Origin of the sequence: Rubrivivax rivuli (assembly GCF_004016505.1) — a bacterium.
Classification (GTDB): Bacteria; Pseudomonadota; Gammaproteobacteria; order Burkholderiales; family Burkholderiaceae_C; genus Rubrivivax; species Rubrivivax rivuli.
Genome location: NZ_SACR01000003.1, coordinates 809,772 through 824,388, shown reverse-complemented (window position 1 = coordinate 824,388; position 14,617 = coordinate 809,772). Strand labels below are relative to the sequence as shown.

14 protein-coding genes and 1 other RNA gene are annotated in these 14,617 nt (G+C 68.9%); 8 read left to right on the top strand and 7 right to left on the bottom strand.

Annotated elements, in window-relative coordinates; translation table 11 throughout:
- From EOE66_RS12275 to gyrA, 4 genes are read right to left on the bottom strand one after another with little or no spacing between them, the layout of a single operon-like run.
- Entirely contained in the window at window positions 1-900 is a 900-nt protein-coding gene (locus EOE66_RS12275; RefSeq protein WP_128228936.1) for a prephenate dehydrogenase, read from the bottom strand.
- A gap of 2 nt (window positions 901-902) precedes the next feature.
- On the bottom strand, window positions 903-2,006 hold the full coding sequence (gene pheA, locus EOE66_RS12270) for a prephenate dehydratase (protein ID WP_128228935.1): 1,104 nt from the start codon (window positions 2,004-2,006) through the stop codon (window positions 903-905).
- Between the two features lie 28 nt (window positions 2,007-2,034).
- The gene (locus tag EOE66_RS12265; protein WP_245479016.1) at window positions 2,035-2,670 is read right to left on the bottom strand and encodes a hypothetical protein; all 636 of its coding nucleotides are present in this window, start codon (window positions 2,668-2,670) and stop codon (window positions 2,035-2,037) included.
- Window positions 2,671-5,322, bottom strand: a complete 2,652-nt coding sequence (gene gyrA, locus EOE66_RS12260; protein ID WP_128228934.1) for a DNA gyrase subunit A — start codon at window positions 5,320-5,322, stop codon at window positions 2,671-2,673.
- 276 nt (window positions 5,323-5,598) lie between these two features.
- On the opposite strand from gyrA, the gene ompA reads away from it, so the two are divergent.
- The 4 genes from ompA (at window position 5,599) to ssrA (ending at window position 8,216) form a co-directional block, all read left to right on the top strand.
- The gene (gene ompA / locus EOE66_RS12255) at window positions 5,599-6,315 is read left to right on the top strand and encodes an outer membrane protein OmpA (protein WP_128228933.1); all 717 of its coding nucleotides are present in this window, start codon (window positions 5,599-5,601) and stop codon (window positions 6,313-6,315) included.
- 134 nt (window positions 6,316-6,449) lie between these two features.
- Window positions 6,450-7,151, top strand: a complete 702-nt coding sequence (ubiG, locus tag EOE66_RS12250; protein WP_128228932.1) for a bifunctional 2-polyprenyl-6-hydroxyphenol methylase/3-demethylubiquinol 3-O-methyltransferase UbiG — start codon at window positions 6,450-6,452, stop codon at window positions 7,149-7,151.
- A gap of 18 nt (window positions 7,152-7,169) precedes the next feature.
- A complete protein-coding gene (locus tag EOE66_RS12245) occupies window positions 7,170-7,832 on the top strand; it encodes an HAD-IA family hydrolase (RefSeq protein ID WP_128228931.1) in 663 nt (220 codons plus the stop codon).
- A gap of 12 nt (window positions 7,833-7,844) precedes the next feature.
- Window positions 7,845-8,216: a transfer-messenger RNA gene (gene ssrA / locus EOE66_RS12240) on the top strand.
- A gap of 82 nt (window positions 8,217-8,298) precedes the next feature.
- Here ssrA and EOE66_RS12235 read toward each other — a convergent pair.
- From EOE66_RS12235 to EOE66_RS12225, 3 genes are all read right to left on the bottom strand, one after another.
- Window positions 8,299-9,501 (bottom strand): beta-ketoacyl-[acyl-carrier-protein] synthase family protein, encoded by a 1,203-nt coding sequence (locus tag EOE66_RS12235; RefSeq protein WP_245479015.1) that lies wholly within the window; start codon window positions 9,499-9,501, stop codon window positions 8,299-8,301.
- Window positions 9,498-9,749: an acyl carrier protein gene (locus tag EOE66_RS12230; RefSeq protein WP_054140277.1), complete on the bottom strand. Its 252-nt coding sequence runs from the start codon at window positions 9,747-9,749 to the stop codon at window positions 9,498-9,500. The genes EOE66_RS12235 and EOE66_RS12230 overlap by 4 nt, the downstream gene beginning before the upstream one ends.
- 92 nt (window positions 9,750-9,841) lie before the next feature.
- The gene (locus EOE66_RS12225; RefSeq protein WP_164885079.1) at window positions 9,842-10,540 is read right to left on the bottom strand and encodes a phosphatase PAP2 family protein; all 699 of its coding nucleotides are present in this window, start codon (window positions 10,538-10,540) and stop codon (window positions 9,842-9,844) included.
- A gap of 123 nt (window positions 10,541-10,663) precedes the next feature.
- On the opposite strand from EOE66_RS12225, the gene EOE66_RS12220 reads away from it, so the two are divergent.
- From EOE66_RS12220 to EOE66_RS12205, 4 genes are read left to right on the top strand one after another with little or no spacing between them, the layout of a single operon-like run.
- Window positions 10,664-12,022, top strand: a complete 1,359-nt coding sequence (locus EOE66_RS12220; protein ID WP_128228930.1) for an NAD(P)/FAD-dependent oxidoreductase — start codon at window positions 10,664-10,666, stop codon at window positions 12,020-12,022.
- A complete protein-coding gene (locus EOE66_RS12215) occupies window positions 12,019-13,074 on the top strand; it encodes a chorismate transformation FkbO/Hyg5 family protein (RefSeq protein ID WP_128228929.1) in 1,056 nt (351 codons plus the stop codon). Before EOE66_RS12220 ends, EOE66_RS12215 begins: the two co-directional genes overlap by 4 nt.
- Window positions 13,071-13,844, top strand: a complete 774-nt coding sequence (locus EOE66_RS12210) for a lysophospholipid acyltransferase family protein (protein ID WP_245479014.1) — start codon at window positions 13,071-13,073, stop codon at window positions 13,842-13,844. The genes EOE66_RS12215 and EOE66_RS12210 overlap by 4 nt, the downstream gene beginning before the upstream one ends.
- Window positions 13,841-14,617, top strand: coding sequence for a glycosyltransferase family 2 protein (locus EOE66_RS12205; protein ID WP_128228928.1), 777 nt, complete (start codon window positions 13,841-13,843; stop codon window positions 14,615-14,617). The genes EOE66_RS12210 and EOE66_RS12205 overlap by 4 nt, the downstream gene beginning before the upstream one ends.

Genomic DNA, 14,617 nt, shown 5'->3' with positions numbered 1-14,617 from the left:
TCAGGATGAAGAGTTCTTGCCACCACCGGGCGCCCGCGGTGCGCCCATCTGCCAGGTGGTCCGGCCTTCGGAGGGCCCGCGGATCAGGCCTTCCAGCGCATCGGCATTGCCCTCGCGCATCACGTGCTCCAGCGCGTCGAGCGCCTGGCGGAAGCGCTGGCTTTGCTTGAGCACCTCTTCGCGGTTGGCCACCAGGATGTCGCGCCAGGTCTCGGGGCTGCTGGCCGCGATGCGCGTGAAGTCACGGAAGCCGGGGCCGGCCAGCGAGAGGAAGTCACGCCCGGCCGGCTGGTTCACCACCGAGCTGAAGTAGGCGAAGGCCAGCAGGTGCGGCAGGTGGCTCACGGCGGCGAAGGCGGCGTCGTGGTTCTCCGGCGTCATCTTCAGCACCTGCGCGCCGATGCTGCTCCACACGTCGGTGGCTTTCTGCACCAGTTCGGGCGCGGTCTGCGCCAGCGGCGTGAGGATGACCTGGCGCCCGTTGTAGAGCGCCGCATCGGCATGCTGGATGCCCGAGACTTCCTTGCCGGCGATGGGGTGCGCCGGCACGAAGGAGCCGATGCGCTCGCGCAGCACGCGGCGTGCAGCATCCACCACGTCGCGCTTGGTGCTGCCCACGTCCATCACCAGCACGCCGGGCTCCACCAGGTGGCGGATGGCCTTGAAGGTGGTTTCCGTGGCGGCCACCGGCACGGCGATGAGCACGATGTCCGAGCCCGACACGGCCAGCAGCGCCGATTCCGCCGCCACGTCGATCACACCCATGCGCTTGGCGCGCTCGGTGGTGCTGGGCGACTTGCTGTAGCCGACGACGCGCTTGACCAGACCGGCGCGCTTGAGCGCGAGCGCGAAACTGCCGCCCATCAGGCCGCATCCGACGACGCCGAGTTGCTGGAACATGGTCAATGCACGTCGATGGGGTAGGTGCCGAGGATCTTGAAGAACGCGCAGACGGCGCGAAGTTCCTTCAGCGCGGCGTCGACCTTCGGCTCGTCGGGGTGGCCCTCGACGTCGATGTAGAAGTAGTACTCCCACTGCCCGGAGCGGGCCGGGCGTGACTCGAAGCGGGTCATGGAGACGCCGTGGTTCTTCAGCGGCACCAGCATGTCGTGCACGGCCCCCGGGCGGTTGGTGACCGACACCACCAGGCTGGTGCAGTCGTGGCCCGATGCCTTGGGCGCCGGATGCCGCGAGGGGTGCGTGACGATGGCAAAGCGGGTGCGGTTGTGCGGGTCGTCCTGGATCGCAGGTGACACCACGTGCAGGCCGTACTCGCTGGCCGCGCGCGTGCTGGCGATGGCCGCCAGCGCCGGGTTCAGGCCGGCCAGGCGTGCGCCTTCGGCATTGCTGGCCACGGGCCGGCGCTCGACATCGGGCAGGTGATGGCTGAGCCAGCGGTGGCATTGCGCCAGCGCTTGGGGGTGGGCGCAGATGGCCTCGACGCCCTGCAGTTCGTCCACCTTGCGCAGCAGGTTGTGGCGCACCACCAGGCTGGTCTCGCCGATGATGAAGAGCGGCGTCGTCAGGAACAGGTCGAGCGAGCGCGCGACCACGCCCTCGGTGCTGTTCTCCACCGGCATCACGCCGAAATCGGCGGCGCCACTGGTGGCGGCGTGCATCACTTCATCGATGCTGGCGCAGGGCAGGCGCACCAGGCTGCTGCCGAAGTAGCCCAGCGCCGCCTCTTCGCTGAAGGTGCCGGCCGGGCCCAGATAGGCCACCCGCGTGGGCGTTTCCAGCGCGCGGCAGGCCGACATGATCTCGCGCCAGATGGGCGCGACGCTGTCGTTCTTCAACGGGCCGGGGTTGGTGGACTTCAGGCCGTCGATGACCTGCGCCTCGCGCTCGGGCCGGAAGACGACGGAGCCCTCGCGCTTCTTGATCTCGCCCACCTCCAGCGCCAGGCCGGCGCGCCGGTTCAGCAGCGCCAGCAACTCGCGGTCGACGTTGTCGATGTGCTGGCGCAGCGCCAGCAGTTCAGGGGCGACCCCGCTCGGTTCTGCCATCTTCGGTCAGGCTGTGGCTGGCTTCAGGTCAGGGCTTCTTGGCCGGGGCTGCGGGCTTGGCCGAGGGCTTGGGCTTGGGCGCGGCATCGGCCGGCGGCTGCAGACGGGCGGCCACGGCTTGCTCGAGAGCCTGCACCTTGGGGCTGATCTCGCCCCGGGTCTCGGCCACCAGCTTCTCGCCGATGGCACGCTGCATGTCCACACCCAGCTGCTGGAACTTGCGGTTCGCCGCCGATTCGAGGATGCCGATGACTTCGCGCAGTTCCTCTTCGGTCATGCGCTCTTCGAGCAGCGCGCCAATGGTGGAAGGGGCGAGTTGCACGGCACGGCTGACGACGATGGGCGTGGCTTCTTCCGCGTACCTGCGTGCATCGGCTTCGATATCGCGCGCCAGCGCTTCCCGGCGCTCTGCAGGCAGGCCTTGCAGGACCTGTCCGGCGCGCTGCAGCAGCTGGCGGGCCGGCTGTTCGCTCAGCTGCCGGGCCATGGCTTCGATGCCGGGCTGCTGCAATTGCAGCACGCGGGCCACGAGAGCCTTCTTGGCCTCGGAGGCAGGTGCTGCCGGGGCCGCAGGCGCAGCAGCCGGGGCGGGCGCAGGGGTCTGGGCATGGGCGGCACCCGCGAGGGCCAGGGTTGCCGCAAGGGCGATCAGCTTGAACTTCACTCAGTTTCCTTTGGCACCGGCGTCGCCGGAGGGGTTGTCTTCCGCATCGGGGCCCGCGCCCTCTTGGCCCGGGGCGTCGTTTTCGACGATGCGTTGCAGGCCCGACAACTTGGCGCCGTTGTCCAGCGCGATGAGCGTCACGCCCTGCGTGGCGCGGCCAAGCTCGCGGATCTCGCTGACACGGGTGCGCACGAGCACGCCTTTGTCGGTGATGAGCATGATCTCGTCGGGCTGCCGCACCAGCGTGGCCGCGACAACCTTGCCGTTGCGCTCGCTCTGCTGGATGGCGATCATGCCCTTGGTGCCGCGGCCGTGCCGCGTGTACTCCACGATGCTGGTGCGCTTGCCGTAGCCGTTTTCGGTGGCGGTGAGCACGCTCTGCGTCTCGTCTTCTGCCACCAACATGGCAATGACGCGCTGGCCGTCCTCCAGCGCCATGCCGCGCACACCGCGTGCCGTGCGGCTCAACGGCCGCACTTCGTCTTCCGCAAAGCGCACGGCCTTGCCGCCATCGCTGAACAGCATCACGTCGTGCTGGCCGTCGGTGAGCGCGGCGCCGATGAGGTGGTCGCCTTCATCGAGGTCCACTGCAATGATGCCGGCCTTGCGCGGGTTGCTGAACTCGTCCAGCGAGGTCTTCTTCACCGTGCCCAGCGCCGTGCTCATGAAGACGAAGTGGTCGGCGGGGAAGCTGCGCGTGTCGCCCGTCAGCGGCAGCACCACGGTGACCTTCTCGCCCGGCTGCAACGGGAACATGTTGACGATGGGCTTGCCACGGCTGGCTCGGCTGCCCTGCGGCACTTCCCAGACCTTGAGCCAGTAAACGCGGCCCCGGTCGCTGAAGCACAGGATCCAGTCGTGCGTGTTGGCGATGAAGAGCTGGTCGACCCAGTCGTCTTCCTTGGTCTGCGTCGCCTGCTTGCCGCGGCCGCCGCGCTTCTGCGCGCGGTACTCGGTCAGCGGCTGGCTCTTGATGTAGCCGGTGTGGCTCAACGTCACCACCATGTCGGTGGGCGTGATCAGATCTTCGGTGCCGAGTTCCTGTGCGTTGTGCACCACCTCGCTGCGGCGCGCGCCGAGCTTGGTTTCGCCGAACTCGCGCTTCACGTCGCCGAGTTCGCTGCTGATGATGGCCGTCACGCGCTCGGGCTTGGCCAGGATGTCCAGCAGGTCGGCAATCTCCGACATCACCTCGCGGTACTCGCCGATGATCTTGTCCTGCTCCAGGCCCGTCAGGCGCTGCAGGCGCATCTGCAGGATTTCCTGGGCCTGGTCATCGCTCAGGCGGTACAGGCCGTCGGCCTGCAGGCCGTAGCTGGCAGGCAGGCCTTCGGGCCGGTAGGCGGCGCGGCCGCCGGGCGTGCTTTCCTCGGCGCGCGCGAGCATCTCGCGCACCATGCTGCTGTCCCAGGCCTTGGCCATCAGCGCGGCCTTGGCCACCGGCGGCGTGGGGCTGGTCTTGATGGTCTCGATGAAGTCGTCGATGTTGGCCAGCGCCACCGCCAGGCCTTCGAGCACGTGGCCGCGTTCGCGCGCCTTCTTCAGCTCGAAGACCGTGCGGCGCGTGATGACCTCGCGCCGGTGCTCCAGGAAGACCTCGATCAGGTCCTTCAGGTTGCACAGCTTGGGCTGCCCGTCGATCAGGGCCACCATGTTCATGCCGAACGAGTCCTGCAGCTGCGTCTGCTTGTACAGGTTGTTCAGCACCACCTCGGGCACTTCACCGCGCTTGAGCTCGATGACCACCCGCATGCCGGACTTGTCGCTCTCGTCCTGGATGTGGCTGATGCCCTCGATCTTCTTCTCGTGGACCAGCTCGGCGATGCGCTCGAGCAGCGTCTTCTTGTTCACCTGGTAGGGGATCTCGTCGACGATGATCGCCTGACGCTCACCCTTGCCGATGTCCTCGAAGTGGCACTTGGCGCGCATCACCACCTTGCCGCGGCCGGTGCGGTAGCCCTCGCGCACGCCGCTCAGGCCGTAGATGATCCCGGCGGTGGGAAAGTCAGGCGCCGGCATGATCTCCATCAGTTCGTCGATGCTGGCCTGCGGATTGCGCAGGAGGTGCAGGCAGGCATCCACAACCTCGTTCAGGTTGTGCGGCGGGATGTTGGTGGCCATGCCCACCGCGATGCCGGCGCTGCCGTTGACCAGCAGGTTGGGCAGGCGCGCCGGCAGCACCGTCGGCTCTTGTTCCGAGCCGTCGTAGTTGGGCGCGAAATCGACGGTTTCCTTGTCGATGTCCGCCAGCATTTCGGCGGCGATCTTCGACAGCCGGATCTCGGTGTAGCGCATGGCCGCGGCGTTGTCGCCGTCGACGCTGCCGAAGTTGCCCTGGCCGTCCACCAGCATGTGGCGCAGCGAAAAGGGCTGGGCCATGCGCACGATGGTTTCGTAGATCGCCGAATCGCCGTGCGGGTGGTATTTACCCATCACGTCACCAACGATGCGCGCGCTCTTCTTGTACGGCCGGTTCCAGTGGTTGGACTGTTCGTGCATCGCGAACAAGCAGCGGCGATGCACGGGCTTCAGGCCGTCGCGCGCATCAGGCAGCGCGCGCCCCACGATGACGCTCATCGCGTAATCGAGGTAAGAACGGCGCATCTCTTCTTCGAGACTGACGGGGAGAGTTTCCTTGGCGAAGGAGGTCATGCGCGGTGTGGTTGGTGGCGGCCGCAGGGGCCTGGTCCGCAGTGCGGCAAAACCGCAGATTCTAGGGCCGCCGTCTTGTCGCGGCAGCGCAACATCGGCCCCGGGTCCCTTCAAAGCAGGGCCCAGAATGCAGGCCACCCGACGCCCTATGGCACAATGACTCGTCGGTGGTGAGTGCCCGCGCCTGTGGGGATTTGCCCGGTAGGTATGCCAACTCGCGCTTGTCGTTTTGGACTTTACGCAGGCTAGTCTGCGGCTTTCCTCGAGAGGAGAATCATGAAGAAATTGAACAAGGTGGCGGTGCTCTTCGCATCTGCCGCACTTGCCGCCCCGATCGCGTCGTTGGCAGCAGCCCACGGCGGCATGGCCCCGAAGTCGGTCGACAACTGGCGCGCTTCCGACGGCACCGTCTGGAAGAACGGCACGAACGAACTCTGCTGGCGCGATGCTGGCTGGACGCCGGCCACCGCCGACGAGAAGTGCGATGGCGCGATCAAGCCGCCGCCGCCGCCCCCGCCGCCTGCGCCCCCGGTTGCTCCCCCGCCCCCGCCGCCCGCGCCTGTCGCGCCGCCGGCACCGGTCGTGGCACCGCCTGCTGCGCCGCGCGCCCCGGTCGCTCCTCCTGCCCCGGTGCAAGAGAAGGTCACCTTCGAGTCCGACGCGCTGTTCGATTTCGCGAAGTCGAACCTCAAGCCGACCGAGGCAGCGAAGCTGGCCGATCTGGTCGAGAAGACCAAGGGCGTGACGCTGGAAGTCGTGATCGCCGTCGGCCACACCGACTCGGTGGGTAACGATGCCGCCAACCAGAAGCTGTCGAACGCTCGCGCCGAAGCGGTGAAGAGCTTCCTCACGAGCAAGGGCATCGAGCGGAACCGTATCTACACGGAAGGCAAGGGCTCGAAGAACCCGGTGGCCGACAACAAGACCGCCGCTGGTCGCGCGAAGAACCGTCGCGTGGAAGTGGAAGTCGTGGGCACCCGCGTCAAGAAGTGAAGTCTGCAGCCTCCGGGCTGCATTCACTGCAAACCCCGCTCAGGCGGGGTTTTCTTTTTTCCGATGACCCTGCGCGGCGGCTGCCACCCGGCTTGCCCGATACGCAGCGCCTTCACTCTGGATACGATGCCGCCATGAGCAATGTCGACGCACAGGAACTGGCCAAATTCAGCGAACTGGCCCATCGCTGGTGGGACCCGGAGAGCGAGTTCCGGCCACTGCACCAGATCAACCCGCTGCGTCTGGAGTGGATCGACGAACTGGCCACCCTGCGTGGCAAGCAGGTGCTCGATGTCGGCTGTGGCGGGGGCATCCTGGCCGAGGCGATGTCGCGCCGCGCTGCGCACGTGACCGGCATCGACCTGGCGGCCCGGCCGCTGGGCGTGGCCCGTCTCCACGCGCTGGAAGCAGGTGTCGAGAACCTCGAATACCGCGAGATCGCGACCGAGGCCCTCGCTGCCGAGCAGCCGGCCAGCTTCGATGTCGTCACCTGCATGGAGATGCTGGAGCACGTGCCCGACCCATCGGCCGTCGTGCGCGCCTGCGCCACGCTCGTGCGACCGGGGGGCTGGGTGTTCTTTTCCACGCTCAACCGCAACCCCAAGTCCTTTCTGTTCGCCATCGTTGGCGCCGAGTACGTCTTGCGTCTGCTGCCCAAGGGCACGCACGAGTACGCACGCTTCATCCGCCCCAGCGAACTGGCCCGGTGGGCGCGCGAGGCCGGCCTCGGCCTGCACGGCAGCCGTGGGATGGAATACAACCCCTTCACCCGGCGCTACTGGCTTTCGGGCGACACCAGCGTCAACTACCTGATCGCCTGCCGTCGGCCGGGCTGACCTGGGCGGACCCCCGTTTTGCCCGCGCACCTCCAGGCCGTCCTCTTCGATCTCGACGGCACGCTGGTCGACAGCGCGCCCGACTTGGCCGGCACCGCCAACGACATGCTTTCGATGCGCGGTCGGCCTGCGTTGCCCTACGAGGCGCTGCGCTGCCATGCGGGCTCGGGCGCGCGCGGCATGCTGGGCGCCGCCTTCGGGATGACGCCGAATGCGCCCGGGTATGGCGAGCTGCGCGACGAGTTCCACACGCTCTACGCCGCACGCCTGCTGCGTCAGACGCGCTGTTTCGAGGCCACCCAGCGCATGCTGGGGGCTCTGGATGAGCGACGGATTGTCTGGGGCATCGTCACCAACAAGGCCTTGCGCTTCGCTGAGCCCCTGGTGCAGGCGCTCGGTCTTGCGCGCAGCGCTGCGCTGGTGGCTGGCGACAGCACGCCCCACACCAAGCCCCACCCTGCGCCGCTGCTGGAGGCCGCGAAGCGCCTGGCAGTACCGCCTGCGGCCTGCGTGTACGTGGGCGACGACGAGCGCGACGTCATCGCGGGCAGCGCTGCGGGCATGCGCACGCTGGCGGCGGCCTGGGGCTACCTGGGCGCCGGACACGATCCGCACACTTGGGGCGCCGACGCCGTACTGCCCGATGCCGATGCGCTCTTGCAATGGCTGGAACTGGCCTAAACTCCAGGGTCTGGGTCCGACCTGGCTTCGACGTGGGTGCGGAGTCGATCCGGGGCATGCCGAGCACCAGTTCGCTCGTTAATCCACTGGAAACAAAGTAACTGCGAACGATCAAACGTACGCCCTCGCCGCTTAAAACCGGTGAGCCTCGCAACAGTTGGCCGATGGGCTGGGTCTGAGGGGTAACCTGAAGACTGCGAGGTCATACACATTGGCTCGTCCTGCAGCGTGTCATTCGTTGCGGGCCTAAAACCAAATGACTCGGGGCAAAGGTAGCGTGCTGCTGCGCGACCGGCGCCCTTAAATTCAAATCAGACAGCTACGCATGTAGAACCGTTCGGCAATGGCTTGCGGACGGGGGTTCGATTCCCCCCGGATCCACCAGGCAAAACAGAAAGGCTTCCTCGCTCACGCGGGAGGCCTTTTTTCTTGCGGCTGTCTGGCCGAATATTCCGCCTGGGCGAAATCAGGCGCGTTCGAAAAGCAGCGCCGAGTTGGTGCCGCCAAAGGCGAAGGAACTGCTGATGGCCGCGCGCAGCCCGGGAACGGCCGTGCCGGGCTGCAGCACGAGGTTCAGGCCCAGGGCGGTGTCTGGGCTGCCGCAGTGCGCGTTGGGCGGCACCTGGCGGTGGTGCACCGCCAGCACCGTGACCACCGCCTCCAGCGCGCCAGCGGCGCCCAGCAAGTGGCCGTGAAGGGCCTTGGTGGAACTGACCTGCAGTGCGTCGATGGCCTTGCCCCACGCACCGCGCAGCGCTTCGGCTTCGACGCCGTCGCCGATCTTGGTGGCGGTGCCGTGCGCGTTGCAGTAGCCGACATCGGCAGGCTGCAGCCCGGCCGTGCGCAGCGCGGCATTCAGCGCGCGCTGCTGGCCGCCGGCATCGGGCTTGGTCAGGTGGGTGGCGTCGCAGCTCATGCCCCAGCCCGAAAGCCTGGCGTAGGTGCGGGCCTGGCGGGCCTGCGCGCGTTCGGACGATTCCAGCACCAGGAAGGCAGCGCCTTCGCCCAGCACGAAGCCGCTGCGGTCGTTGGCGAAGGGGCGGCAGGCCAGTGCCGCTTCGCCAGGCTGGAAGTTCGCCAGTGTCATCATGGCCTGCCAGGCCAGCACGACGCCGGGCACCAGCAGGGCTTCGCTGCCACCGGCGATGGCGACATCCACCTCGCCGTTGCGGATGGCCTTGGCGGCTTCGGCAATGGCCACGGCCGACGAGGCACAGGCCACCGAGTAGGTGATGACCGGGCCCTTGATGCCCTGCCGCATGGCCACGTGCGAGGCCGGCGCGTTCGGCATGAAGGCCGGGATGGTGAGCGGCGGCACGCGGCCAGCGCTGCGGTAGGCGGTGTCGAGTGCCGCAGCACCGCCCATGCCGCAGCCGGCATAGACACCCACGCGCTCGCGGTCGGCGTCGCCCAGGCCGCCCGCATCGCGCAACGCCAGGTCGGCGGCAGCCACGGCGAGTTGGCTGACGCGGTCGACACCGGCCAGCTGCAGCTTGTTGAACCAGCGCGTCTCGTCGAAGGCGGCCGCGGCCGCGGCGGCAGGGCGGGGCAGCTCCGGGAAGATCGGCTGCACGGCCGATTCGCCACGCATCAGCGCGCTGAACATGGCCTGCGCGTCGTCGCCATGGGGGCTGACCACCCCCAGGCCCGTGACCACCACCCCGTTCACTGCGGCGCGGCAGCGGTCTGCGCGGCGCGCAGCTGGTCGACGATCTCGGCCAGTTCGGCCAGGGTGTCGAGGTTGGGGTTGTTGTCGGGGATGGAGATGCCGTACTTGTCTTCCACCTCGAACAGGAATTCGACCAGCGCGAGCGAATCGACGCCGCTGGCACGCATCGACGCGTGCGGGTCCAGGGTGGCCGGGTCAAGCCCGTACTTTTCCTGGATCAGGTCCTGCAATTCCTTGAGCGAACTCATCGTGCCACTTCCATCGTCATGTCCGCCCGCAGCCTGCAAGGGCAGGCGCCATGGCCCTTCGGCCGGCGAGGGACCGATGATATCCGCTCGACTCAGGCCGCCTGCCCGCGGCCGACCCAGGGGCTGAGCCGGATGGACAGGGCCGCGAATGCCGAGCCGAGCGCCGCACCGGCCACGGCGTCCAGCACCACATGCTGGCGGATGGCCACGGTCGACCAGGCAATGGCCAGCACCCACGCCAGGTTGAGCAGCCGCAGCACCATCGGCGCGCCGACGATGCGCATCAGGCGCTCGACCCAGATCGCGGTGAACACCGCCGTGGCCACGTGCAGCGAGGGGCAGGCGTTGCCGGCCGCGTCCACGCCCTGCAGCACCGCGAAACCCGGGTAGGCGCTGACATCGACATCCGGCCGGGGCACCGCCGTGGGCCAGAAGTGGAAGATCAGCAGGCCTGCAGCGCACAGTGCCCCGGCCCAGAGGCCGTAGACGATCAGTTCGCGCAGGCGCAGCAGCAAGCCAGGCGCCACGCCGACGTATAGCCACAGGGAGACGTAGGCGACCAGGCCCCAGGGCTGAAAGGGCAGCAGCGCGTCCAAGGCCGTCAGCGGCATCTCGAACACCGGATAGGCCGGGTGCCGCAAGGTGTGGAAGTAGCCGAGGAAGAAGACCCACATGAAGCCACTGATGCCCACCACCTTCAGCGGCAGGTAGCGCCAGAAGCGCTGGCGCAGATCGGCCCTCCAGGCAAGGGGGGGCGGGGTGCTCAGAGGTCCTGCGGCAGGTCGGTTCATGCGGGTGTGTTTGCGATAATCGAAAGGTGCCGCGCGACCTGCGCAGCGCAGCCCCGTGCCGGCCCCCCAGGCTTCATGAGCGCCACCGGACCGCTGCACACCAGCCCCCTGCATCCCACTGTCATGACCTCGGAGACCACTGTCAGCCCTCATTCTGAGCCCTCGCGCCACTGCGACGTCCTCGTCATCGGTGGTGGGCCCGCAGGCAGTACGGTGGCCACGCTGCTGGCGCGCCAGGGCCGCGAGGTGGTGCTGATGGAGAAGGCGCACCATCCGCGCTTCCACATCGGTGAGTCGCTGTTGCCGGCCGGGGTGCCGCAACTCGAGCAACTGGGTGTCCGTGCGCAGGTGGAAGCCATCGGCATGCCCAAGCTCGGCGTGGAGTTCTGTTCGCCGCAGCACAGCCACCGCGCCTTCGTCGAGTTCGGCGACGCCTGGAACAAGGGCCTGCCCATGGCGTGGCAGGTGCGCCGGGCCGATTTCGACGAGATCCTGTTCCGCAACGCTGCGCAGGCTGGCGCGCAGACGCTGGAAGGCTGCCAGGCGCGCAAGGTGGCTTTCGACGCGCAGGGCGTCGATGTCGAGGCCGTGCTCGACGACGGCGCCGTGCAGCGCTGGCGTGCCCGCTTCGTCATCGACGCCAGCGGCCGCGACACCCTGCTGGCCACGCAGCACGGCTGGAAGCAGAAGAACCGCAAGCACAACAGTGCGGCGCTCTTCGGGCACTTCCGCGGCGCGCGGCGCCTGGAAGGCAAGCTCGAAGGCAACATCAGCATCTTCTGGTTCCAGCACGGCTGGTTCTGGTTCATCCCGCTGGCCGATGGCAGCACCAGCGTGGGCGCCGTGTGCTGGCCCTACTACCTGAAGCAGCGCGACAAGCCGCTGCCCGAGTTCTTTGCCGACACCATCGCGATGGCGCCCGAACTGGCGGCGCGCCTGCAAGGCGCCGAGCTGATCGACGAACAGGTCTGGGCCACTGGCAACTACAGCTATTGCGCCGACCGCTGTGCCGGCGACCGTTTCCTGATGCTGGGCGATGCCTACGCCTTCATCGACCCGGTGTTCTCCTCGGGCGTGTTCCTGGCGATGCAGAGCGCCTTCGAAGGCGCCGAGGCCGTGGCCAAGGCGCTCGACGAACCCGCGGCCTACCCGGCCGCGCGCCGCCGCTTCGAACGTCGCATGCAGCACGGGCCGCGCGAGTTCTCGTGGTTCATCCAGCGCATGACCAACCCCATGATGCGCGAGCTCTTCATGCACCCGCGCAACCCGCTGCGCATGCAGGAGGCCGTGCTTTCGCTGCTGGCCGGCGACATCTACGGCAAGACGCCGATCTGGGGTTCGCTGGCCGCCTTCAAGGCCGTGTACTACCTCGGCTCGCTGTTCGCGCTGCCGCGCACCTGGCGCGCCTGGCGGGCGCGGCGGCAGATGATCCGTGACGTCGGTGCGGTTCGCGGCGAGAACGTCATCGCCAGCGCGTCATGACGGCGCCTTCGTCGTCGCTGCGCGGCATCGGGCCGCGCCCCTTGCACGCCTTGCGCCTGGCGCCTGCCGAATGGCTGCAGCGTGTGGCCTCGGCACAGCCGCCGCTGGGCGGCCTGGCCTGGGGCTGGGCGGGCCCGCCGCAGGGCACGGCCGCCGATCTGTCCGGCCTGGCGCCGCTGCAGACCCCGCTGCTGGCTGGCGCTGCACCCTGGGTGGACGCCTGGTGCGGTGAAGCCGCGCCGCTGCACCGCGGGCGCAATGGCGCGGTGCATTGGCAAAGCGACGGCGACTGGGCCTTCGGCCACCTGCACCTGCCCGAGGCCGAAGGCGCCCTGGAAGCCACGGCCTACCGCGCCTACCGCGATCTCTTCGCTGCGCTGCAGGGCTGCGGCTGCCCCCAGGTGCTGCGCCTCTGGAACTACCTGCCGCGCATCAATGCCGACGGCGGCGGGCTGGAGCGCTACCGCCAGTTCAACATCGGCCGCCAGCAGGCCTTCATCGACGCCGGGCACGACGCTTTCGAAGGGGCGCCGGCTGCCTGCGCCCTGGGCACGGCGGGCGAAGTGGCCAGCGGGCTCAGCATCCGTTTCCTGGCCGGGCGCGTGGCGCCGCGGCCAGTGGACAACCCGCGGCAGGTGCCCGCCTACCGCTACAGCACGGCCTACGGCCCGCGGGCGCCTACCTTCTCGCGCGCGGCCCTGGCCGAAGCGGGTGGCGGGCGGGTGCTGCTGCTGGTGTCGGGCACGGCCAGCATCGTGGGCGAACACACCGTGCACGAGGGCGACGTGGTCGCGCAGACGCAGGAAACGCTGCGCAACCTGCAGGCCGTCATCGACAGCGCGCACCGCGGCGGCAGCGCCCGCTACACGCTGGCCGATCTGCAGCCCACGGTCTACGTGCGCCATGCCAGCGATGCCGCCGTGGTGCAGGCCGTGCTGGCACAGGCCGTGCCGGCCTGGGCCCAGGCGCCCTGTGTGCAGGCCGACATCTGCCGCGCCAACCTGCTGGTGGAGATCGAAGCCCACGCCTTCGCGCCCGGGGCGCTGGCTTGAAGGCGGCCGCGCGCTGGCTGTTGCTGCCCCTGCAATGGCTGGCCCTGCAGCAGATGCTGCTCTTCCTGGGCTTGGGGTCGCTGCTGTGGAACGCGGTGGCCTTGCTGCTCTACCCGTTGCTGCCGCGGGCCACGGGGCGGCGCATCGGGCGGGCGGCCATCGCGGCGGGCTACCGCTTCTTCTGGTGGATGGCGCGGTTGGCGGGCATGATGCGGCTGTACTCGCAGCCGCTGGACACGCTGCGCGACGAGCCCGGGCTCATCGTCGTGGCCAACCACCCGAGCATGCTCGACGCGATGATGCTGGTGGCGCGCCTGCCGCGCAGCGCCTGCATCATGAAGGCCAGCCTGATGCGCAACCCCTTCCTCGCGCCCGGCGCTCGGCTGGCCCGCTACCTGCGGAACGACTCGCCGCGCGGCCTGGTGCGCCTGGCGGTGCAGGACCTGCAGCAGGGCGGGCAGCTGGTGTTGTTCCCGGAGGGCACGCGCACCACGGTGCCGCCCGTCAACCCTTTCCGCGGGGGCGTGTCCTTGATCGCCAAGCGTGCCGGTGTGCCCATCCAGACGGTGTTCATCGACACCCACTCACCCTACCTCTGCAAGGGCTGGCCGCTGTGGCGGCTGCCGCCGCTGCCCATCGAGTTCACGGTGCGACTGGGCCGGCGTTTCGAGCCTTCCGACGACCCGGCCGCGCAGCTGCGCGAGCTGGAAGCCTATTTCGCGGCCGGTGTGCGCCAGACGCCGCCGCTGCCAGGAAAGCGCGCCCCATGAACGCCGTGTCCGCCACGCATCTGGTGCTGATCCCCAGCTACAACACCGGCGAGCAGGTCTATGCCACCGTGCGCGCCGCGCGCGCGCAATGGGCGCCGGTGTGGGTGGTGGTGGACGGCAGCACCGACGGCACGGCCGAAGGCCTGCAGGCCATGGCCGCGGCCGACCCCGGCCTGCGCGTGTGGGTGCTGCCGCAGAACAGCGGCAAGGGCGCGGCGGTGCTGCACGGCCTGCAGCAGGCCCTGGCCGCGGGCTACACGCACGCGCTCGCCATGGACAGCGATGGCCAGCACCCGGCCGACCTCATCCCGGCCTTCATGCAGGCCTCCATCGCCCGACCTGACACGATGGTGCTGGGCCGCCCGGTCTTCGACGCCAGCGCGCCCTTGCTGCGCGTGCGGGGCCGGCGTGTGTCCAACTGGTGGACCAACCTCGAGACCCTGGGTGCCGGCGTGGCCGACTCGCTCTACGGCTTCCGCGTCTACCCGGTGGCGGCGCTGGCCGCGGTGATGCAGCGCCAGCCCTGGATGCGGCGCTTCGATTTCGACACCGAGGCCGTGGTGCGCCTGGCCTGGCGCGGCATCAAGCCCGTGAACCTGGACGCACCGGTGAAGTACCTGCGCGCCGACGAAGGCGGCGTCTCGCACTTCCGCTACGGGCGCGACAACGTGCTGCTGAGCTGGATGCACACCCGCCTGATGGTGGAGTTCGTGCTGCGCCTGCCGGCGCTGCTGTGGCGCAAGGCGCGGCGCCTGCCGCCTTTCCAGGCCTGA